The organism is Candidatus Saccharibacteria bacterium oral taxon 955, assembly GCA_010202265.1.
Lineage (GTDB): Bacteria > Patescibacteriota > Saccharimonadia > Saccharimonadales > Saccharimonadaceae > Saccharimonas.
This window is the reverse complement of the sequence record CP047918.1, coordinates 734,231-754,824: the sequence shown is the minus strand read 5'-3', so window position 1 is coordinate 754,824 and position 20,594 is coordinate 734,231. Positions and strand designations below refer to the sequence as shown.

General features: G+C 48.2%; 21 protein-coding genes and 1 tRNA gene. 19 read left to right on the top strand and 3 right to left on the bottom strand.

The genetic code is table 11. The annotated features are described in order from the left end of the window. The first annotated feature begins 9 nt into the window (after positions 1-9). The 5 genes from GWK75_04045 to GWK75_04025 all read left to right on the top strand — a co-directional run bounded on the left by GWK75_04045 (position 10) and on the right by GWK75_04025 (position 4,802). The gene (locus GWK75_04045) at positions 10-1,413 is read left to right on the top strand and encodes a DUF1704 domain-containing protein (protein ID QHU91582.1); all 1,404 of its coding nucleotides are present in this window, start codon (positions 10-12) and stop codon (positions 1,411-1,413) included. Next, on the top strand, positions 1,414-2,712 hold the full coding sequence (locus GWK75_04040; protein QHU91581.1) for an ATP-grasp domain-containing protein: 1,299 nt from the start codon (positions 1,414-1,416) through the stop codon (positions 2,710-2,712). A 121-nt stretch (positions 2,713-2,833) separates the two neighbouring features. Next, positions 2,834-3,340, top strand: a complete 507-nt coding sequence (locus tag GWK75_04035; protein ID QHU91580.1) for a hypothetical protein — start codon at positions 2,834-2,836, stop codon at positions 3,338-3,340. Continuing rightward, on the top strand, positions 3,340-4,257 hold the full coding sequence (locus GWK75_04030) for a RimK family alpha-L-glutamate ligase (protein QHU91579.1): 918 nt from the start codon (positions 3,340-3,342) through the stop codon (positions 4,255-4,257). The genes GWK75_04035 and GWK75_04030 overlap by 1 nt, the downstream gene beginning before the upstream one ends. Before the next feature lie 59 nt (positions 4,258-4,316). After that, entirely contained in the window at positions 4,317-4,802 is a 486-nt protein-coding gene (locus tag GWK75_04025) for a hypothetical protein (protein ID QHU91578.1), read from the top strand. Positions 4,803-4,925: 123 nt separating this feature from the next. Here the strand turns inward: GWK75_04025 and GWK75_04020 are convergent, their stop codons facing one another. Continuing rightward, on the bottom strand, positions 4,926-6,560 hold the full coding sequence (locus tag GWK75_04020; protein ID QHU91577.1) for a hypothetical protein: 1,635 nt from the start codon (positions 6,558-6,560) through the stop codon (positions 4,926-4,928). A gap of 335 nt (positions 6,561-6,895) precedes the next feature. Then, positions 6,896-6,972 (bottom strand) — tRNA-Lys (locus GWK75_04015). A gap of 195 nt (positions 6,973-7,167) precedes the next feature. On the opposite strand from GWK75_04015, the gene GWK75_04010 reads away from it, so the two are divergent. The 10 genes from GWK75_04010 (at position 7,168) to GWK75_03965 (ending at position 17,364) form a co-directional block, all read left to right on the top strand. Beyond that, on the top strand, positions 7,168-8,610 hold the full coding sequence (locus tag GWK75_04010) for a hypothetical protein (GenBank protein QHU91576.1): 1,443 nt from the start codon (positions 7,168-7,170) through the stop codon (positions 8,608-8,610). A gap of 60 nt (positions 8,611-8,670) precedes the next feature. Further along, positions 8,671-9,396: a YebC/PmpR family DNA-binding transcriptional regulator gene (locus GWK75_04005; protein ID QHU91575.1), complete on the top strand. Its 726-nt coding sequence runs from the start codon at positions 8,671-8,673 to the stop codon at positions 9,394-9,396. A gap of 109 nt (positions 9,397-9,505) precedes the next feature. After that, positions 9,506-11,092, top strand: a complete 1,587-nt coding sequence (locus tag GWK75_04000) for a hypothetical protein (GenBank protein ID QHU91574.1) — start codon at positions 9,506-9,508, stop codon at positions 11,090-11,092. A 14-nt stretch (positions 11,093-11,106) separates the two neighbouring features. Further along, on the top strand, positions 11,107-11,739 hold the full coding sequence (locus tag GWK75_03995) for a hypothetical protein (GenBank protein QHU91573.1): 633 nt from the start codon (positions 11,107-11,109) through the stop codon (positions 11,737-11,739). Then, positions 11,736-12,212 (top strand): crossover junction endodeoxyribonuclease RuvC, encoded by a 477-nt coding sequence (ruvC, locus tag GWK75_03990; GenBank protein ID QHU91572.1) that lies wholly within the window; start codon positions 11,736-11,738, stop codon positions 12,210-12,212. The genes GWK75_03995 and ruvC overlap by 4 nt, the downstream gene beginning before the upstream one ends. A gap of 27 nt (positions 12,213-12,239) precedes the next feature. After that, positions 12,240-14,639 (top strand): PBP1A family penicillin-binding protein, encoded by a 2,400-nt coding sequence (locus GWK75_03985; GenBank protein QHU91571.1) that lies wholly within the window; start codon positions 12,240-12,242, stop codon positions 14,637-14,639. A 29-nt stretch (positions 14,640-14,668) separates the two neighbouring features. Further along, a complete protein-coding gene (ruvA, locus tag GWK75_03980; GenBank protein ID QHU91570.1) occupies positions 14,669-15,247 on the top strand; it encodes a Holliday junction branch migration protein RuvA in 579 nt (192 codons plus the stop codon). Between the two features lies 1 nt (position 15,248). After that, complete coding sequence (locus tag GWK75_03975) at positions 15,249-15,452, top strand: hypothetical protein (protein QHU91569.1); 204 nt, start codon at positions 15,249-15,251, stop codon at positions 15,450-15,452. After that, positions 15,442-16,452, top strand: coding sequence for a Holliday junction branch migration DNA helicase RuvB (gene ruvB, locus GWK75_03970; GenBank protein ID QHU91568.1), 1,011 nt, complete (start codon positions 15,442-15,444; stop codon positions 16,450-16,452). Before GWK75_03975 ends, ruvB begins: the two co-directional genes overlap by 11 nt. 21 nt (positions 16,453-16,473) lie before the next feature. Beyond that, positions 16,474-17,364: a PH domain-containing protein gene (locus tag GWK75_03965; protein QHU91567.1), complete on the top strand. Its 891-nt coding sequence runs from the start codon at positions 16,474-16,476 to the stop codon at positions 17,362-17,364. On the opposite strand, the gene GWK75_03960 is transcribed toward GWK75_03965, so the two are convergent. After that, positions 17,365-17,757 (bottom strand): prepilin-type N-terminal cleavage/methylation domain-containing protein, encoded by a 393-nt coding sequence (locus GWK75_03960; protein ID QHU91566.1) that lies wholly within the window; start codon positions 17,755-17,757, stop codon positions 17,365-17,367. Between the two features lie 72 nt (positions 17,758-17,829). Between GWK75_03960 and recA the strand changes: the two genes are divergently transcribed. The 4 genes from recA to GWK75_03940 are packed head-to-tail and all read left to right on the top strand — an operon-like array spanning position 17,830 to position 20,579. Beyond that, positions 17,830-18,891, top strand: a complete 1,062-nt coding sequence (gene recA / locus GWK75_03955; protein ID QHU91565.1) for a recombinase RecA — start codon at positions 17,830-17,832, stop codon at positions 18,889-18,891. Beyond that, positions 18,891-19,328 carry an NUDIX domain-containing protein gene (locus tag GWK75_03950; protein ID QHU91564.1) on the top strand — a complete coding sequence of 146 codons (438 nt, stop codon included), beginning with the start codon at positions 18,891-18,893 and terminating at the stop codon, positions 19,326-19,328. Before recA ends, GWK75_03950 begins: the two co-directional genes overlap by 1 nt. Then, positions 19,325-19,942 (top strand): alpha/beta fold hydrolase, encoded by a 618-nt coding sequence (locus GWK75_03945; protein QHU91563.1) that lies wholly within the window; start codon positions 19,325-19,327, stop codon positions 19,940-19,942. The genes GWK75_03950 and GWK75_03945 overlap by 4 nt, the downstream gene beginning before the upstream one ends. Further along, positions 19,929-20,579: a hypothetical protein gene (locus GWK75_03940; GenBank protein QHU91562.1), complete on the top strand. Its 651-nt coding sequence runs from the start codon at positions 19,929-19,931 to the stop codon at positions 20,577-20,579. The genes GWK75_03945 and GWK75_03940 overlap by 14 nt, the downstream gene beginning before the upstream one ends. Positions 20,580-20,594: the final 15 nt, after the last annotated feature.

The window sequence follows — 20,594 nt, the reverse complement described above, 5'->3', positions numbered from 1 at the left end:
ATTAGGGGTATGAACAGCAAAGAGATAGCCCCAGTATCTTTTGATCAGGAAAAATTTAATACTGACTACAGTCGACTAACAAAAATAACCCCAGGTATCATCAAATATACAGTGCCCGATAAAGAGAGCAAAGAACGTGCTATAAATGCTCTTATTCGTGGCGAGGCTAGCTCTTTTCACCAAGAATATCCAATGATTAAAGCGCTTAGCCGAGAGGGCGAACAGAAATGCTACGCGCTAGCTAGCTCGCTACTAGAATCTACTAGACTGATGCCAGGAATAGAAGGGCCGGTATATAAGGGCGCTATTGAAACCAAGATCTTGTCTATGGAGCTGGTGTCGGCGATGCACGATTATAACGAGGCAAAAGACGGCTCGGCTGAAAAAGAAGATGCTACCGAACGATTTATGGGGGCAAATATTAAGTTGTACGGTGAGCCAGACCGGGGGACCTATCAGTCGTTGCTCAGCGAAAAAATTGCTAAAATTTCTCAGAAAAATCGTAGTTTTGAGGCAGAAGAGATCTTTTCTGAGCTGAAAGATATTTTACCAGCTGAAGCGTTTGATGCATCCCTAGCAGAGAGTCGCTTTCGTCCATCTGATGAGACGGTCCAGTGGATGAACAGGGTGGTTCATAGCTTGTGCGACGATATGCTCAGACACGTACCTGAAACCGATGACTTGATTAGCCCTGAGCAGTTGCGTGATATTTTTCAGGCGATTGTTGATGAGGAATTTGAAGACGAAGAGTGGATAGTAGAGCTAGGAAAGGCAACTGCAATCAAGGTTGCACCGGCCTCTAAAAGAATTGTTATTCCATTTGATCGTCAGCCAGTCACTGCGGCTGAAGCTCGTCGTTTGGTGGTGCATGAACTCGGTATCCATGTCCTAACCGCGATGACTGGTAGCTCTACGACACTCAAGCCACTTGGTCGTGGACTAGCTGGTTATGCAGACACTCAAGAGGGGCTCGGTAAGGTAGCCGAACAGGCACTAGAGGGTGAGTTCAAGGAAGCTGGTGTAGACCATTATATTACAGCTGGTTTGGCGTATTTTGACGGTAGAGGTTTTGTAGACGCTTACGAGGCAAAATGGCGTATGAAACTGCTTGAAGAGCTAGCAGACGGCGAAGTACCGACCAGCGAACAGGTTGAAAAATGCAAGCGACAAGCTATTGACGGCCCTGGCATCGCAACGATACGTATTTTTCGAGGCACGGATGAGCTGCCTTTGTTTAAGGATTTGAGCTATTACAACGGCTCGGTACAAGTGTGGAAATATCTCGAGTCTATTTGTGGTGATGATTTGCAGCTAAACTTGTTGTTAGCGGGTAAGATTAGTACCTCGAAAGAACATCAGAGAATTATACTTGAATCGGCGAGCCTAAACCCGACAGAAAACGAGGTGGTGTAAATGAAAGTACGTTATGATGAAAATCTCAAGATAGCTGGCATTGGTATTCACCCATCTATGCGGTGGGGGCCTCAGATGTGGTTCAAGAACTATCAGGTTGCTTCACTTATTGATGATCCAGACTGGAGCTCCTGCTCGCTTGAGGAGTATGCCGGAAGGGGATATTACCAGGACAAGCATAATACGCGAGCTCTTCTGCGTGACCCTATGTTTCAGGAGATGCTGAAGCGGTATTTTGAGGGCTACTACATAATGACCTATAAGCCTGTTATTGTACCCGAGCAGTTGTCTGATAGTGGAATAAGCTTTGTGCCAGGTGCGCTAATGCGTGAGATCTCGAGCCAATTTGAGAACAAGGCAATGTTTCGAAAGATGTTTGCCGATAAGTCTATCAACTTGCCACCGCATGAAATTTCTAGCTGGGGCAAGCTGGCGACAAGAACACCGTCAGAGGTGTTTGCTGGTCGTGAGAAAATTGTTCTCCAGGACGCTACTTCTAGTGGTGGTAGGGGGACGTATATAGTTGGTGATGCTGAATCGCTGGAAAAAGTCATCGAGCTGATGGTCTCGTTAGATAAGCAGGACGACCAGGTGGTTGTTTCGGACTTCATCAATAGTGCGGCTGAAAGGTCGGTGCAGGGTGTAGTGACGCGGTATGGTGTGTTTGTTGGACCAGTGCAGAGACAAATTGTGGCTCATCCACAGTTAGTAGATACGGTTTCATTTGGTCAGAAGCAGTTCTGTGGAGTAGAGATACTCCAGGCAGACCAGCAAGGCTGGTTGTCTGAAAAAATGACGGCAAATGCTCGTATTATTGGCGAAAGGTTGCAAAAAAGTGGCTATCGGGGAATATTTGGCGTTGATTCTCTAGTGACTGATGACGATATATATACTCTGGAGGTAAATGCACGTATTACAGGTGCGACGCCACTCTTGACGGTCAATTATCGTCCCGAAAAGGGGCATATACCTTTTTATTTGTTGCATATACTGGAGATAACAGGTGTAGACTATACTATTGAAGACCCTCAATACACCAACGACTATGACGATTGTGCGTTAATTATTCCACACCTGTTGGCAAATGAGCCCATGACATCAAGGGAGGGCTTGAGGATGGGGTTGTACGATCTTGACCTAGGCTTTATTCGGTCTGGTTTTATGTTTGACCAAAGTACTGATAGATCAAAAAGAGCTATTATCCAAGACTATAGTATGGGTAGTAGGCTGGTGGACCCTGGGGGCGATTGGCAACGATATTCCTGGGCCGACCAGCTATCGCTTCGGATGGAAGGTTAGATGATAAGGTCGAGGCTCTAGTCAATAAAGCTATGGAGCACTGGCGTGAGTAGTATGGTGGGGTTCAGTGTCAACCTTTTTGTGAATGAAAGTTACTAATAAGTTAGATTATAATATAGCTATGTCTCGTCAACTTGATACGATTGGTCGAAGTGTTTATATCAATTTTGGTAGGCGTGCTACTGATGTGCCGGCCAAAATTGATACAGGCGCTGATAGCTCGTCAGTGTGGGCGAGTAATATTCGTGTCGACAAGGACGGCGTCTTGAAGTTCTCGCTATTTGGCAAAGGTTCGCCGTATTATAATGGCAAGGTGTTTCGGCGAACAGACTACTCAGTGGCGGCGGTAAAGAGTGCCTCTGGGCATGAAACCATTAAGTATAGGACACATTTTACGATTGCAGTTGCTGGTAAAAAGGTCAGGGCTTTATTTGGTTTATCAGATAGGGCGATGCATAATTTTCCAGTTTTGATTGGTCGGCGGACGCTGAATGGGAAGTTTTTGGTTGATGTTAGTATAAGCGAAGTGAAAAGCCCAAAGAAGATTCGGACGATCAGGCTAAATAAAGAGCTAACCAAAGATCCTCACAAATTTTATAAAAAATATCACCAGAAAAGGGCGAAGTGATGCGGATTGCAATCTTGTCTAATGGAAATATCAACTATTCGACCTTACGCCTCAAGGAAGAGGCCGAAAGGCGCGGTCATAAAGTCAAGATAATCAAATATAAGAATTGCTACGTGGCGATTGATGAAAAAAACCCAAAAGTGATATATCGAGGTGGAGAAATCGGTGAATTTGACGCTGTCATACCACGTATTGCAAGCTATATGACACGTTATGGCACATCGGTGGTGCGTCAGCTTGAGATGGCGTACCCAAACACCTTCTTTGCTAATCGATCGATTGCTATAAATCGTTCGCGCGATAAATTACGCTCAGTGCAACTGCTGGCGCGTGCTGGGGTGGCGATCCCAAAGACGGTGTTTTCGCGCAATGAGACAGATATCGAAGTGCTTTTAGACGAGATTGGTGGCACGCCAGTGATTATCAAGCTAGCACGCGGGACTCACGGCAACGGGGTAGTGCTAGCAGAAACCAAAAAAGCGGCAAAATCTGTACTGCAAGCGTTTTACCTGACTAATTCTGACGGCACTAACGTACTGCTGCAGGAGTTTATCAAAGAATCGGCCGGTACGGATATTCGTGCTTTTGTGGTCGGCTCTCAGGTGGTGGCGAGTATGAAGAGGCGGAGTTTGGACGATGATTTCCGTAGCAATATTCACAAAGGGGGTCTCGGTAAATCGGTCAAACTGACCGATGCGGAGCGTAAAATGTGTGTTAAGGCTACCAGGGCTATGGGTCTGACGGTCGCTGGGGTTGATTTCATGCGTTCAGATCGCGGTGCATTGGTGCTGGAGGTGAACGCCAGCCCAGGATTTGGGATCGAAAAGGTCACTGGACGCAATGTCGCTAGGGCGATAATTGAATATATCGAACAAAACGCAAAAAGACACCGCAAAAAAGATAAAGTTGGTGCTTAAAAAAAGCGACCTGTTAGTCTGTTGACGATTGGTTAATCTGCTAATGATATACTTAATGCATGACGTATATCATCATACTAGTGATATATCTGGCGCTACTTTATCTCGTGGCGTGGTTAAGCCGTCGGAGTATGGGCGGGTCGACTTTGGCTCTCGCGGCTGGTGCATTGTTGGCTAGCCTCTGGACAGATAGTTTGACGCCAATTGTTGCACAGTCGGGGATAGTGATCGTTCAACCGCCGTTAACTAGTATCGTTTCAGTTACACTGACTCTAATTCCGGCCTTTCTCGTGATGATTCGCGCTAACAGGGCGCCAACCCGTTATCACGGCTTGATCGGTAGTTTGGTGTTTGCGCTTTTGGCGGTAGCGCTCACCTATGGTGCATTTAGTAATGCGGTGGTGCTAGATGAGCAGAGTAAGCGGTATGTTGTTGAGTTTGTGAAATATCAAAATATCATAATTACGGCCTGTGTCGCGTGTGCTTTGATTGATGTGCTGATTTACAAAAAACCGGCCAGCCCAGAAAAGAAAAAATCACACTAAATAGTAATTTTTCCAAAGAAAATACCCCAACCAGCTGGCTTTTGAAAAAGCTTATACTGGTTGGGGTGTCTCTTGATTCTACTTTGATTTAATCAAAGTATTGGCTCGAGAGGGCCATCCATATTAACAGTTGTTCCATTTCTCCTGTAGTGCCCGGAGGGCCTCGGCCATGTCGACGACCGGCGGCTCTTCCTGATGACTATCAGGTTCAACAGTGGGGGTGGCTGTGTCCAGAACTTGCGATGGCGCCGGAGGCGTCTCGAAGTTACCCAGACCCCAGCCACGACCAACGGCTGGGCTTGGGCGGTTTGAGGACAGGCCGCGACGGCCAGCCCACATGGCCTCCAGCTCCTGTTGGATCTCGGCAGTACGTTCGAGCTGTGCCTCAGTCACCAGCTCTGGCAAGTATACTACCTCAAAATGGTGTTCCCCTGCTGTAGTGGCCTTGCTCCAAGACAGTACGAGTTCACCTGGGAGAACTTGTCTCCAGAAGAGGTAACCCTCGTCCAAGCGTTCGGCTCTTCTTGGGTTACTGTTCTCGATCCCGTCGCGCTCGCGGTCGGAACCGTCAGGTTTGATTACCCAGCCCATACCGCAATTGGTTGCGCCACCAGTGCGCTTCCAGATACGGATATTCTGGGGCAGCCCGAGCTTGGCGGCTTCTGCCTCGGCTGAAGCCTTGGCGATCGCAGCTGCCCTCTCTCGCGCCTCCTTTGCGGCCTCCTCCTCCTCCTTGCGGATGAGGTCAGCCACGAAGGATTCAATGCCATCTTGGGTATAGGGGTAGCCACCGTGGTAGCTCCCGCGACCCGTCCAATGCACTTTCTCCTCGCTGAAGTTCAGAGCTAGTCCGAGCTTCTCTACGCGCTGAGAAAGTGCCTCGTATTGAGGCTGGAACTTAGTGCGAGCCACCAGTTGTCGTAGTTCCTCGACGGCCTGCTCCTCCCAGTGCACGATTTTTCGCTCGACCTCAGTCACGTTCTCCTCGGTGTAGAGCTTATCGCTCCAGCCGAACTTGAACGTTGTCTCGCCTGGCTCTAGCGTGGGATAGCTGGTGTCGGGGTTGCCCGATTTCAGCTCATCCAGGCGAGCCTGGGCTCTTGCCAAGCGAGGCAGCAGCTCAGGTCTGGCCTTGCGGCTGGCGGCCTCGGCTTTGGCCTTGGCCTCAGCTTCGGCTCTTTTTCGTGCGGCGATCATCTCGTCGTACTCCTTGTACGACTGTCTGACTTCCGCTGCACGTTTAGCGAAGTCTACCGTGACGGCTGTGTTTCCGTCCAGCTCCTCGTCGCGAACAACGAGGTAGTAGCCAATGGGTACGACGTAGTAGTCGTACCCAGCGCCACCAGTGTTTGAGCTGGCCCTACGGAAATACGTGACCCCATCGGGGGCCGACCACGCACCACGCGTGCGTGGCTGGCCGCATCCACCCCAGCCGACTTTGACGATGACGTGGGTCGCCGTCTGTGGCGACTTCGGGCGGAAGTGTGGTTTGCCATACCTCGAGAGCCAAAAGTCTCCGAAGAGCACGGACACGCCCGACTCTGGCGCACCAAAGCTTATCCCCATGTTGGCGACCATCTTTTTTGTCGGGGGGTCCTGTCGGTACTCTAGCGGATCTCCGCCAAAGCCCTTACGCAGAACGAAAGAGATACCCGGAAGGTATTTTCCGTACGCGATGATGACAAAAGATCTTGCCGTCTCGACGACCTTATCTCCATACAGTGCCTTGACGTTAGCAAGGGTGCGAATGTTGGACATTGTTGCTACTCCTAAGGGTAACGTAGTGCGAGGGACGATCCCTTTAAGTCGTCGTTGGCTATCTGAGCCGTGTGACACGCACTGTACAACTGTTAAGTTGCTGAGCTTTTACACTAGACAGAATAAAAGCTCATATCGACCCGCTTGATTAGGGTAAGTAGGCTGGATATCAGCTTTTATTACGGTAATTAACTAAATGACCCAGTAGTCACTCCTTAATATGATATCATAAAATCTAAAATCAGTCAATGGATTGACGGTGTTATTTGAGCTATAAATAAGGTTGAGGGCTTTGCCAGACAAGCAAAAAACCCACCAATGGTGGATTCTTGACTTGGAGGGCCCAGTGAGGCTTGAACTCACGACACCCTGCTTAAAAGGCAGGTGCTCTAACCGACTGAGCTATGGGCCCGTAATGAAATGGTTTGGTGCGACCGGCGTGAGGGTTGGAGCGAGAGCGAATCTAGCCGGCCAGAATTCTCTCGGTTACACACTGACCGATCACATCAATTTGGTTGGTTTGGTAAGTAAAATCTGGTGATGGTCAAAAATAACTCCATAAATATATCACTTTGCAACAGAGGCTGTCAAGGTGTAGTATCGAGCTATGCACTGGCTAAAAGAGCGGATTCATCCGACTTGGCATTTCACTGCGGTGATGTTGGGTTTTGTGATGGGGGTGATTTTTGCTCAGTGGTATAGTGTCGAGCCTATAGTCAGTGGGTTGTTGGGCGTGGGGTGTTTGGCGGTAGCATTTTGGAGGCGTCGTCGAATGTTGTTGGTGATAGCTTGCTGTGGTGGGCTGTTACTTGGGAGCGCTCGAGGAGCTGTCGATATGTCGTCTAGAGAGGTGTATCGAGGGCTAGTCGGTGAAAGCAGGCTAGAGATCGACGCCAAGATAACTGACGACGTAGACGCCACGACGCGTGGTCGGGTTCATCTGAAGCTGGATGACGTGACGATAGGAGACCGGAAGTTGCCAGGGCGTATATTTGCGACCGTAAGCAACGCCGATGGCGCGAGGCGAAGTGACCGTGTGAAAATTATCGGGCGCGTTGATCAGGGGTTTGGCAATTTTGTGGCAACAATTACTGGAGTGGTCGCTGCGAATGATCGAGCCAGTCAATCGGATATGGCGTTAAATATACGTGATGGATTTGCCGGGCATGTGCAGACGGCGGTACATGATCCAGCGGCGAGCTTGGGAACTGGTTATTTGCTAGGTAAAAAGAGCGCTCTACCAGATGACCTGGCGACGGCACTTCAGGTGACTGGATTGACGCATATTGTTGTTGCGAGTGGTTATAATCTGACGGTTCTTGTGAGAGCGGGGCGACGACTCTTTGCCAGGGTTTCGAAATACCTGGCGATGATTAGCGGTGTGGGATTGGTGGCGGGCTTTGTACTGATGACTGGTACAAGTGCGACGATGACGCGAGCTGGAATAGTCGCATTACTTGGACTTTGGGCGTGGTACTATGGACGGACGTTTCACCCTGTCACGCTTTTGGCTACAGTGGCTGGGATAACTTTGATGATTGATCCAAGTTTTGGTTGGGGAGACCTCGGCTGGTCGCTGAGTTTTGCGGCGTTTGCTGGTGTGATGATTGTTGCGCCGATCGTGACGTGCTACTTCTTTGGGAAGGACAAGGCGCCGTTTGTTGGCCAGTTATTTATAGAGACAATTAGCGCCCAGTTGGCGACTTTGCCAATTATGGTGTTGGCATTTCATCAGATGAGTATTGTTGCGCCATTTGCTAATTTGTTAATTTTGCCGTTTATTCCGCTGGCGATGGTTTTGGTTGCAGTAGCTGGGTTAGGGGCTTGGCTAATGCCGGGATTGGCGGGAGTTATCGGTTGGCCGGCAGAGCAACTATTGAACGCGCAGATCGCAATTGTCAACTGGTTTTCTGAAGTACCGGGTGCGCTACTGAAGCCGTCGTGGACACCAGTTGTAGTGGCGCTATATATAGCGGTCGTCGTCGTGGTGGTTGTATATATGAAATGGCGCACAAAATTTGTACTAAGGACATCATCAATCGTAGAGTAACAGAGATATTATGCTATAATGATTAGCAAATTACGAATTATCTAACGACGGAGTGAGTCAATGGCGGGACACAATAAATGGTCAAAAATTAAGCGTGACAAGGGTGTTAACGACGCAAAACGTGGCGCAATATTCACGAAAATTGGTAACCAGATTGCGATTGCTGCACGCGGTGGCACTGACCCCAGCATGAACTCGGCGCTAGCGCTCGCTATCGAAAAAGCTAAAAGTGCTAATATGCCTATAGCAAATATCCAACGGGCAATCGATCGGGTAGCCGATAAAAGTGCCGCACAGCTCGAGGAAGTGGCTTATGAGGCATACGGCCCTGGAGGGGTGGCGTTTATTATTGAAACTGCAACCGACAACAAGAATCGTACGTATCCAGAAGTGCGTACCGCTGTGACGAAAAATGGTGGAACAATGGCCGACGCTGGAAGTGTCATGTTTCAGTTTACTCGTAAGGGTGTGATACGGGTGTCAGCAAGCGGAGAAGATGCGCTTCTGACTGTGCTTGACGCTGGTGCCGAGGATGCGAGTGAGTCAGATGGTGAGCTGCTGGTCTACACCGAGATGAAGGATCTGGCAAAGGTGCGAACGGCAATTGTCGAGGCTGGCTTATCGGTTGCTGAAGCTGAACTGCAATATGTAGCCAATAATGAGGTTCCGGTTGAGGATACTGAGACGGCACGCAAGGTGATGAAAGTGTATGACGCACTTGAAGATCTGGATGATGTAACGGGTGTGTATACGAACGCTGACATCAAAGTCGATATCGATCAGTAAGTTATAATTGATGTATTTTTTACAAAACTCCTGTGCTTATGTTTGCACAGGAGTTGTTTGGCGTGTATATCTGGGGGTAATCAACAGCTTGAAATAGGGTGATATAGACATGAGGCGGGCATGGAAGGGTGCTTTGTGGATTTTGGTAATTATGATATTTGTGCCACGGCACATGGAGGCGGTCGCACTCGCCGTGCCGTCGTCGAGGACGCCAAATTATCACTGGCAACAAGCACCAGATATCGAGATTTCTGCTTATAAAAACGTAAACGACCAAAGCTCGCTTGAGGTGATAGAAGTGTTTAACAGGGGGTCGACATTGGTTGATTTAACGCAGTGGCGTCTTGCGGTTTGTGATGCTAATTGTATAAATTCGGTAGAAAGTCAGTTGATCGGACGGGCAAGTGGTCTTACAGGCATGCTTGAGCCGTATCGTCATGCGTTGATATCGATCGGCGCGCAAGTAGCGATCGATGGGTATTCGTATCGAACTAATTGGTCGAAAGAACCTGATTTCACTCAGGTAAAAACGGTCCGACTAGTTCCGCCGAACAAATCAATCAGTACCGAAGCGTACATGTACAAAGATCTAAAGGCGCAAACGCTATCGGGTGGGTCGGTCTGGAGACGCAACACTGGGCGTGGGTCGGGTTATGTAGGGTCGACGTTTTATGAGACAAGGCTCAAAGAGCCTGGCGGATCGGTCAATCTGTATGATGATGGTCTATATACTCCTCCGGCTACTTATTCTGGTGCTCTTGAGATCGTAGAGGTTTATCCTTACGCGGTTGACTGCTCACCACAAGAGAAAATTTCCAATACGTACTGCCATGATTTTGTAAAGATTTATAACAATAGTAATCAGCCAATTCGTCTTTATGATTACGCTTTGAGAAATGATGGGTCGGGTGGGCGTCGTACAGAGGCTAGCACGTATTTGTTCGGCGAGCAGACGGTTATTCAACCGCGTAGCTATGAAATAGTTGACTTAAACGGGGCAGGTGAACCGCTCAATCTAGCTAATGGTGGTGGTTATGTCTGGTTTGAGCCAAGGTGGGGTGGTAATGGGTTTGGGGTTGTTCGGTATGAGGGTGCAGGCGCTACCAAGCAGGGGTATTCGTGGATGAAGCTGCCTCAAGGTGTATGGGATTGGACGACGACAGTTTCTGTTGCTGGCCCGAGTCCATACACGCCGATTTCTAAACCGCACGATACCGAAGATTGTCCAGCTGGCAAGTATAGAAACCCGGAGACGGGGCGGTGTCGAAACATCGGTGAGGCGATTAGCGCGCTTGCGGCCTGTGATGAGGGCTATGAACGTAATCCGCTAACCAATCGCTGTAGAAAGATCGTGACTAAATCAGTGCCCAGCTTGGCGCCGTGTAAGGAGGGGCAAGAACGTAACCCTCTAACTAATCGCTGTCGTAGTATTGCGAGCGCAGTGGCTGAGCTACTACCCTGCGACGAGGGCTATGAACGTAATCCCGTAACCCATCGTTGTCGCAAGGTGGCGTCGTCTAGTATGCCAAAGGCGTCGCACCCAGTAATTCCCTATAAGCAGTCGTCTCAGCAGTCCTTGATGAGTTGGTTGGTGGGCGGCGGAATTGGTCTGGCGGTAGTCGGATATGGTGTGTGGGAGTGGCGTCGCGAGATCGGCGGAGCGCTACGGCGTATTGTGACGTTTGGGCGTCGATAAACTATACTATAGGTATGAGTGAATTGCCTAGACAGACAGTATTTCAGCTAGTTGATCGAGCAGAGCAACACTACAGTAATGAGATGCCGTATCATAATTGGTCGCACGCTCTAGATGTCATCGGTCATGCGGACGAGATTGCGGATATGGCTGAAAGTGCGGGTAATGCGCTGGATAGGGACGCGCTTCTTTTGGGGGCTGCGTGGCATGATGCTGATTATCATCTACCGCTTGAGGTGGGGCGTTCGCGCGAGGAGCGGTCGGCTTTGTTGGCTAGGCTATGTATTCGGCAGTATGACACTTATTTAGCAGATCGTGTCGCGAGCGCTATCATTGACACGACGGTTGATAAACGTCCAAAGTCAAGCATGCTTGGGGCGGCTTTGCATTACGCGGATGTTGGATATTTAGCAAGCTCAGCTTATGGGCGGTTTTTTCGTCGACTTGATTATATGCGCATAGAAAAAGGGGTGAGCGATGACGAGTGGCGGGTGTTTGCGGATAAAACGCGTCGTTTTGGCCGGCTTGTAATCGATCATGCTCAGGAAGAGCTTTCGCAAATTATCGGTCAAGATGGGGTGCAGGTTTGGGCAGGCAGGATAACAGATAATCTCGATAAGCTTGATGACTGGGTAAGTCGCCAATGAGGATTATTGGGATTGATCCGGGGACGGGAATCCTCGGTTTTGGGGTGATCGACGTAGCTCATGGCAAAACGACACTTGTTACAGCGGGGGTGATTCGGACGCCTGCTCATACGCCGTTGCCAGAGAGGCTAGAGGAAATATATGAGGGCATCACAGATATTATTGCCGAAACAAAACCAACAGTTATGGCAATTGAGAAGCTGTTTTTTAGTCGTAATATCACAACAGCAATCAGTGTCGCGCAGGCGCGCGGTGTTGCGATGTTGACTGGTCGCCAGGCCAAGCTTCGGATCGAGGAATATACACCAAACGAGATAAAGCAAGCGGTGGCGGGCTACGGGGCGGCAAAAAAGGCGCAAGTACAGGAGATGGTGCGGATTCAGCTTGGACTATCGGAAGTGCCGAAGCCAGATGACTGCGCTGACGCGCTTGCGGCGGCGATTATGTGTGCGTTTGCTTTGCGCGGACAATAACAAAAATAGCGTTATAATGATAAACGTATGGTAAAAAAGAATACCCAGCCGGCTCGCATGGATCGTTATGCAAATATTGCTCGCATATCACGATCAACTCCGCGTAGCCGCCCTATGAAAACTGGTAAATTTGCTTGGTTTAGAAATCTATCAAGAAAGAAAAAGATCGCGATAATTGCTACACCGATTCTGGCGTTTTTGATTCTGACTCCGCTGATTACCTATTTTATGCTTGTTAACGATATTCGAGACCCCGAACGGTTGATGAACCGTAATAATACGGGTATTGCCCTAACGGACGTCAACGACAAACCTTATTATTCAATTGGTCGGGCCGAGCATCGCAAGCGCGTACCGCTTGATCAGATCTCTGACTATGCGAAAAAAGCTTTGATTGCTGGTGAGGATAAGGATTTTTATAAACACGGCGGATTTAATTTGATCAGTATCGCACGGGCGTTGGTGACCAGGACCGGCGGTGGGTCGACATTGACCCAGCAGTTGGTCAAAAATACGCTACTTACTGACGAACAGAGTTATTTGCGCAAATACCAAGAGTTATTTATGGCGATCGCGGTGGAGCAGAATTACTCAAAGGACGATATTCTGGGTATGTACCTAAACTCGGTTTATTTCGGCGAGAATGCTTTTGGGATAGAGGATGCGGCTAGGGCGTACTTCAACAAAGCGCCAAAGGATTTGACGCTGGCTGAAAGTGCAATGCTGATCGGTGTCCTGCCAGCTCCAAGCGCCTACTCGCCGATTAGTGGCAACATGGAGTATGCAAAGAAGCGTCAAAATACCGTGCTGACACGAATGGTCAATAATGGGTATATTACCGAAGCTGAAAAAACTGCTGCGTATAATGAAGCGCTTAAATATGGCACTGGAGCATCAAAAGAAAATAAGACTGCGCCACATTTTGTTGAGATGGTGATCAACGAGCTGAGCAAAAAATATGGCTACGAAAAAGTGATGCGATCTGGTTATCGTGTCAAAACTACACTTGATCTCGATATACAGAGCAAGCTCGAGGATAGTGTCACCAAGGGCATGAAGCACATCAACGCGATGGGCGGTAGTAATGCGAGCGGTATCGTACTTGACCCAAAGACGGGTGATGTTAAGGCCCTAGTTGGTAGTGCAGACTACAATAATGAGCAGTGGGGTAAGGTAAATATGGCCACGACGGCGCGTCAGCCTGGATCAAGTTTTAAGCCGATTTACTATTCATATGCGCTAGCCGATGGGGTGATCACCCCGGCAACTAGGCTCGATGATAAGGTGAAGGATTTTGGCGGTGGCTATATACCGCGTGACGCTGATCGTCGCGAAGCTAGTCGTGGAGGGCAAGTGACGGTACGTCAGTCGCTTAGCTGGTCACTTAACATCCCAAGTCTACATCTGATTCAAAAGTATGGAATCAAAAAGACGGTTACGGCTGCAAATAATCTCGGTATTGGTCTAGATTCTTCTAAAGATTACGACCTGACGTTAGCCCTTGGGTCGAGCGAGGTTCCGCTTCAGAAAATGGTTAATGCATATGCCGCATTTGCTAATGAAGGTCGGCAGTATGATGTTGGTTTGGTGAAGCAAATTAAAGATAAGTTTGACAAAAACATCTTCACAGCCACTCACAATAGCCGTCAAGCGATCAGCAAAGAGGGGGCGTACTTGATCTCTAATATCTTGAGTGATAATGCAACCCGAAGCCGAGTGTTTGGTTCGAGCCTAAATGTTTCAGGACGTACAGTTGCCGTGAAAACGGGTACGACAAATGACAGCCGAGATGCGTGGACGATCGGCTACAACCCAGAGTATGTTATTGGGGTTTGGGTTGGAAACAATGACAATACCGCCATGAAGAGTGGGGGTAGCGATATGGCGGGTCCAATTTGGCGCAATACGATGACGAAGCTTTTGCAGGGGCGAAAAAATGTTCAATTCTCGATGCCGAGTAGCATCGTGCAGAAGGCGGTCTGTACGACAAATGGTGGCCTCGCAAGTAAATCAGGTCCAAATACATATAACGAGTTCTTTATGACGGGCGCTTTCCCGACCAATAGTTGTGAGGCCGAGCCGACGATGATTAGTGTCTGTGATATTGAAAAGGGTGAGGTGATTTCGATAGACGAGGCGAAATTTGATAGTACAACTCAGAGCAAGGACACGGCAAACTGTAAACCACCAACCCAGCAGGTGTGTGAGCTGTCAACGGGTAAAATCATCACAATCAATAAGCCAGACTTCAATAGTACTAAGCATTCAACTGATACCGAAAACTGTCAGCCACCGTCAACAGGAAGTCAGGTGCAAGCTTGCGATACGACGACTGGGCAAATAGTGATGGTTGCGGCGTCGCAAATAGACGGGGTTCGATACACAAAAAATATTACAAACTGCGAAAAATCTGCGACAAATCCATAACCTGGGCTGATATATGAGATAATAGAGATATGATTGCACATATCTCTGGAACGGTGGCGGAAAAATTTGGCGGAGCAGTGATTGTCGACGTGATGGGTATTGGCTACGAAATCAATACGACAGCGGGTGATTTTGACGTAGTTAAATTGGGTGATGAGGTTAAGTTTTACACTTATCACCATATTCGTGAGCAGTCCCAGGAGCTGTTTGGTTTTTCTAGTTTGGCGGCAAAGAAACTATTTGAAATGTTGATAACTGTGCAGGGGGTGGGACCAAAAGCGGCGCTGGCGATCTTGAGTTTGGGTGAAGCAGAACATGTACGTAACGCAATTGCAAACTCTGACAGCGCGTACCTCGCAAAAGCTTCGGGAGTCGGCAAGAAGACAGCTGAGCGTGTAGTGGTTGATTTGTCAGACAAGGTTGGGATGCCAATTGTATATCGTCGTGAGAGTGACGGTGTACAGACCGAGCTTAATGTTAGTGATGAGGCGCTTGAAGCGCTGATTGCTCTCGGATATACCCTAAACGATGCAACAAAAGCCCTAGCGCATGTTGATCCAAGATTGTCAACGAGTGAGCGTGTACGTGAGGCCCTAAAAGCGAGGTAATGTGATAAATCCTGAGTGTAGTATCTGTAATATTATCAATCAACCCGATAACGATGACGTGACTCTGTTTGACAACGAGACGGTAGGCACGGGTTGGCGAATTGCATTGATGAATGATCAGGGGGCGTTCGACGCTAGAGCTTATTCAGGAGCGTCTCGAGGGATAGATAATTCATTCCTGATACAATATAGCTATGGCAATTGAACGGATCGTAGATACTAGTGCCCATGATGACGATAGCGAAGAGCAGCGAATTGAAGTTAGTTTGCGTCCGCAAAATTTCCAAGACTATGTTGGTCAGGAACGGCTCAAGAGGAATCTCAAGCTAAGTATCGATGCGGCAAAAAAACGCGGTGAGCCGATTGACCATGTTTTATTATATGGGCCACCAGGTCTAGGCAAGACGACTATGGCGAGTGTGATCGCTAATGAGATGGGGGCGGGGCTTCGGATTACGGCGGGGCCTGCGATTGAGCGAGCTGGTGATCTAGCTAGTATTCTCACAAACCTACAGGATGGGGATGTACTATTTATCGATGAGATTCATAGATTAAGCCGTGCTGTCGAGGAAGTACTTTATTCGGCGATGGAGGATTTCAAGCTAGACATCGTAATTGGTAAAGGTCCAGCGGCACGAAGTGTGCGACTTGATCTTCCGAAATTTACAGTGATTGGTGCGACGACTAGAACAGGTAGTTTAGCGGCGCCTTTGAGGGATCGCTTTGGGCATATCTATCGCCTAGAATTTTATACGCCCGAAGAAATTGCTCGTATCGTGACGCGCTCAGCTAATATCCTGGACAGCAAAATTGATGATAAGGCCGCCGAATTGCTCAGCACGCGAGCCCGACTGACGCCACGTATCGCTAATCGTTTACTAAAACGTGTGCGTGATTATGCGGATGTTAATGGAGACGGCATCATTGATTCGACAACGACAATCAGCGCGCTTAAAATGCTCGAGGTTGACGATTTGGGGCTTGATCCAGCTGACCGCCATCTGTTAAATCGCATAATCGAGTCTTATGGTGATAGGCCGGTTGGTCTTACGACGATTGCGGCGTTAACTGGTGATGAAACGGCTACTATCGAGGATTTCTACGAACCCTATCTGATGCAAATCGGCTTTATTGAGCGGACGCCAAGGGGTAGGGTCATTACGCCAAAAGCTTATAAGCACCTAGGCAAGTCGCAATCTAAATAGTTTCGTCGTATAATACAAGGTATGGTGCTGCCATTACTGAAAAAATGGGAACACAGAGTAAGGTCAATAATTGACGCACGCATGCGATATGCGAGCAAAAAGGAGAGCGAGCGACTCGCGGGCAATACGATGAACAATGATCAGCCAACGATAGAACCCCAACAGCCAGTAGCATATGATGCAAATGGTCGGCCGTTATATGCATCTCCGACAGATCAGGTTACACCAGCTGTTAACAATCCCGCTGGAGCAGGGGCACCCTCTCAGGTGGTCCATGTTGCTCGGGCGACTGAGCCAGTGCCGATAGAGGTGTCTGATGAGGCTCGGGCTCGACACGAAGACTCAAAGCGTCAGTTTCCTTGGCTCAACCTCAGTGAGCATGAATATGTTATTAGCGCGGTGCCACGACACGGTATCGGCATGATGCCGCCGCTCGTGATTACTACTCTTGCCGTTTCGCTTGTTTTGATTGGTATTTTTATGTATCCAGATGTCGCAACGATATTCAATTTGCCATCTGATTCGTTTAAGTGGATGGTGATTCTGGGTGTAGCACTTATTGTCGGGTTTGTTATTGCTGGCTACCTCGCAATTTGGGTGTATGTAAGCAACCGATTTTTCCTGACGAACGAAAGCGTTATTCAGGAGATCCAGATGAGCATCTTTTCTAAACGTGAGCAGACGGTCAGTCTAATGAATATTGAGGATGCTAGCTTTTCGCAACGAGGACCGCTGCAACATCTGTTAAACTATGGTTCTATTAGGCTAAGCACTGAGGGCGAGGAGACGACCTATCGGTTTGATTATGTCGCAAATCCTAGGAAAGAAATCGCGATACTGAATAACGCTGTTGAAGCGTTCAAAAATGGTCGTCCAGTTGAAGGGCCGTCAACAACAGTTCAAGATGACTAGCTAGTGACTACGGTTTGTTTTTGTGTAGTCAGCTTCACGCTCCATACTACTTCTTAAGGTATAGCCAGTACATTTGCCATCTGTTCCACATCCAGTTGGGTCATAGTGGTAGTTAGAGGATGATTCTCCGAGTTTGACGTTGTTTGGATCTGTAAACAAGGCTGGGTCCATTGCGCGTAATACTTTGCTGTCGATCGATGATGGATAGTAGTTATTTTTGGTATAAAATACCTCTTCGAGGTTGTAGTACATGGCGTTTATAGCGGTCTTGCGCTGACCGTCTCGTTGCATCGCGTCTATACGGGCTTTTTCACTGAAAAAAAGCCAGCCACCAACACCTAGAATAACGATTACAATCAGTAGCTCGACGACGGTAAATCCTTTATGCTTCATCTTGTTTATCATTATACCAAACTATAAAGGACTGAGGTATAATAAGGGTAATTAAACGAGAGAGGGAGCGATATGGCAAAAAAGTCTGACACTAAAGCATTGGCCGATAAACCGACTGTCGACGAAGGGAAGCTCAAGGCATTGGGTCTGGCTATGGACCAGATCACAAAGCAGTTTGGTGATGGGTCTATTATGAAACTCGGTGAAGCAAAAAAGGTGGACGTAGAGTTGCTTCCGTCGGGTAGTCTGAGTCTCGATATAGCTTTGGGTGGAGGTTATCCAAAAGGCCGAATTATAGAGATTTACGGGCCAGAGAGCTCTGGTAAAACAACTCTAACGCTTCATGCGATTGCTGAAATTCAGAAGCAAGGTGGCACGGCGGCGTTTATTGATGCAGAGCATGCTCTCGACCCTGCGTACGCCAAGAGGCTTGGTGTTGATACGGACAATCTGCTGGTTAGTCAGCCAGATAACGGCGAACAGGCACTAGAAATTTGTGAAACTTTAGTACGCTCAAACGCGGTTGATTTGATCGTGGTTGACTCAGTCGCCGCCCTCGTACCTCAGGCTGAGATTGATGGTGATATGGGCGACAGCCACATGGGGCTTCAGGCGCGCCTGATGAGTCAAGCGCTACGCAAGCTGACCGGTATTATCAATAAATCAAAAGCCACAGTTATATTTATCAATCAGATTCGTATGAAGATTGGGGTGATGTTCGGTAACCCAGAAACTACAACAGGCGGTAATGCCCTCAAGTTTTATGCTAGTGTTCGTGCCGATATTCGTCGGATTGGTCAGATAAAAGAAGGCGAAAACATCATCGGTAATCGTACCAAAGTAAAGATCGTCAAAAACAAGATCGCGCCACCGTTCCGTGTCGCTGAGTTTGATATTATGTATAACGAAGGAATCTCAAAGACCGGTGATGTACTTGATCTAGCAGTTCAGTATGGTGTTGTTGGTAAGTCTGGCGCTTGGTTTGACTATAACGACGCAAAGATCGGTCAGGGCCGAGAATCTACCAAGAAATATCTAAAGGATAATCCAGAGGTTCTTGCTGAAATTGATGCCAAGGTTCGTGCTAAGGTTAAGGGCGAAGAGGCGGGTGATCAAAAGGAGAAAGAGGCTTAGTGTCTGAGCGGGTAACGCTACGTGACGGCTGGGGAAATCTGGCCGTCACGCTTTCGTGTAAGGCGATTGTGCGCGATGGCGAAAAGATCTGGTTGCGAAAAAATGAGCGCGGAGATTGGGAACTGCCAGGCGGTCGACTTGATGAGGTGGAGCAGCCAGAACAGACAGTCGTGCGTGAGGTTGCCGAGGAGATCGGTATTGAGTTATTGTCACCGCGTCTTGTTGATGTATATATTTGGGAAAAGGATTTTGGGAAGACAACGCATATCGGTATCGTGACGTTTGTCGGTGATGCTGGTCAGGTGGTCGGTGGGTTTGAATCTGAAGGCGAGGTGGGTAGGGCTGAATTCAAAAAGTTCACTGTTGACGAGGCTTTGGCGCTTGATAATCTATCGGAGCCTTATAAACGGGCAATCCAAAAGATGCTTACTGTATGAAAAGAGCTGTTTTGCTTCATGGCACTGATGGTGAGCTAGGAGAGCACTGGTTTGGTTGGCTAAGTACTTGGCTAGAGGCGCGAGGTTACAAAATTTTTGAGCCACAGTTGCCAAACTGCCACACGCCAGATAGGCGAGAATATCATCATTTTTTGACGCATCAAGGTTGGGATTTTGCAGATAACCTTTTGGTCGGACATTCTTCTGGTGCGACGACAGTTTTGAATCTGCTCCAGTCGAATGATATACCAGTAGTTGAGACGGCAATTCTAGTTAGCGCGTTCTTGAATGAGCGTTTGACAATCGGTACGAATCAATATGAGCCAGGTCAGTTTGATAATTTGTGGCCTGAGGTTGGTTTTGATGCTGAGAAGATTCGTCGTGGCGCAAGACGGATACTATTTATCCATAGCGACAACGACCCATACTGCTCTTATGATGACGCTAGGGAGTTTGCCGATAAGGTAGGTGCAGAATTCGTAGCAGTCCATGACGGACAGCATTTTGGATTGGAGTCGGGACTGAGAGAGCTGCCCCAGATAACGGATTATCTTGATAGTATAGCGTTGGATGAAAATGGGAGGAGCCGTGACTCGTGTAATGAAAATAACTGATATTTCTCTCCAGACTCGTGATAAAAATCGCGTCAATGTGAGTGTTGATGGTAAATATCGGTTTAGTCTCGATGTATTTCAGGTAGGTGAGTTGGGGTTAAAGATTGGCCAAGAGTGTACAGACAAAGAACTAATGGCACTGGAGGCCGAGAGTCAGTTTGGTAAGCTCTACGCCCGGGCTATGGAGTATTGTTTGGCTAGACCGCGTTCTATCCGAGAGATGCGCGATTATCTGTGGCGTAAAACTCGGTCGACCAAGAAACGCTTGCCGGAGACGGGTAAAATTATTGAGCGTCCAGGTGTGAAAACAGAAATTGCCGAGCGAGTGCTGGCGCGTCTAATCGATAAAAAGTACCTCGATGATGAAAAATTTGCTCGTTTTTGGCTTGGTCACCGATTTTTGCAGAAAGGTACTAGCGTCAGACGTTTAAAACTAGAATTAGTGCAGAAAGGGATTGAAAACGATATAGTTGAACGGTTAATCGCGGAGAATATTCGCTCTGACGATGAGGAATTGCAAAAAATTATCGCTAAAAAACGGCGTAAGTACGCCGATGATGAGCAAAAGTTTATAGCCTATCTAGTGCGCCAAGGATTTACTTATGACGACGTCAAACGAGCGCTGAGTGCGGAATAGGTTTTTTGATTGCCA

What these genes read in the sequence shown, in the direction of transcription:
- GWK75_03985 (QHU91571.1), top strand. Translation starts at nt 12,240, where the DNA reads ATGGTAAAAAAGAATACCCAGCCGGCTCGCATGGATCGTTATGCAAAT.
- ruvA (QHU91570.1), top strand. Translation starts at nt 14,669, where the DNA reads ATGATTGCACATATCTCTGGAACGGTGGCGGAAAAATTTGGCGGAGCA.
- GWK75_03995 (QHU91573.1), top strand. Translation starts at nt 11,107, where the DNA reads ATGAGTGAATTGCCTAGACAGACAGTATTTCAGCTAGTTGATCGAGCA.
- GWK75_03940 (QHU91562.1), top strand. Translation starts at nt 19,929, where the DNA reads ATGAAAATAACTGATATTTCTCTCCAGACTCGTGATAAAAATCGCGTC.
- GWK75_04030 (QHU91579.1), top strand. Translation starts at nt 3,340, where the DNA reads ATGCGGATTGCAATCTTGTCTAATGGAAATATCAACTATTCGACCTTA.
- GWK75_04040 (QHU91581.1), top strand. Translation starts at nt 1,414, where the DNA reads ATGAAAGTACGTTATGATGAAAATCTCAAGATAGCTGGCATTGGTATT.
- GWK75_04020 (QHU91577.1), bottom strand. Translation starts at nt 6,560, where the DNA reads ATGTCCAACATTCGCACCCTTGCTAACGTCAAGGCACTGTATGGAGAT.
- GWK75_04010 (QHU91576.1), top strand. Translation starts at nt 7,168, where the DNA reads ATGCACTGGCTAAAAGAGCGGATTCATCCGACTTGGCATTTCACTGCG.
- GWK75_03945 (QHU91563.1), top strand. Translation starts at nt 19,325, where the DNA reads ATGAAAAGAGCTGTTTTGCTTCATGGCACTGATGGTGAGCTAGGAGAG.
- ruvC (QHU91572.1), top strand. Translation starts at nt 11,736, where the DNA reads ATGAGGATTATTGGGATTGATCCGGGGACGGGAATCCTCGGTTTTGGG.
- GWK75_04035 (QHU91580.1), top strand. Translation starts at nt 2,834, where the DNA reads ATGTCTCGTCAACTTGATACGATTGGTCGAAGTGTTTATATCAATTTT.
- GWK75_04025 (QHU91578.1), top strand. Translation starts at nt 4,317, where the DNA reads ATGACGTATATCATCATACTAGTGATATATCTGGCGCTACTTTATCTC.
- GWK75_04005 (QHU91575.1), top strand. Translation starts at nt 8,671, where the DNA reads ATGGCGGGACACAATAAATGGTCAAAAATTAAGCGTGACAAGGGTGTT.
- GWK75_03960 (QHU91566.1), bottom strand. Translation starts at nt 17,757, where the DNA reads ATGAAGCATAAAGGATTTACCGTCGTCGAGCTACTGATTGTAATCGTT.
- ruvB (QHU91568.1), top strand. Translation starts at nt 15,442, where the DNA reads ATGGCAATTGAACGGATCGTAGATACTAGTGCCCATGATGACGATAGC.
- GWK75_03965 (QHU91567.1), top strand. Translation starts at nt 16,474, where the DNA reads ATGGTGCTGCCATTACTGAAAAAATGGGAACACAGAGTAAGGTCAATA.
- GWK75_04000 (QHU91574.1), top strand. Translation starts at nt 9,506, where the DNA reads ATGAGGCGGGCATGGAAGGGTGCTTTGTGGATTTTGGTAATTATGATA.
- GWK75_04045 (QHU91582.1), top strand. Translation starts at nt 10, where the DNA reads ATGAACAGCAAAGAGATAGCCCCAGTATCTTTTGATCAGGAAAAATTT.
- recA (QHU91565.1), top strand. Translation starts at nt 17,830, where the DNA reads ATGGCAAAAAAGTCTGACACTAAAGCATTGGCCGATAAACCGACTGTC.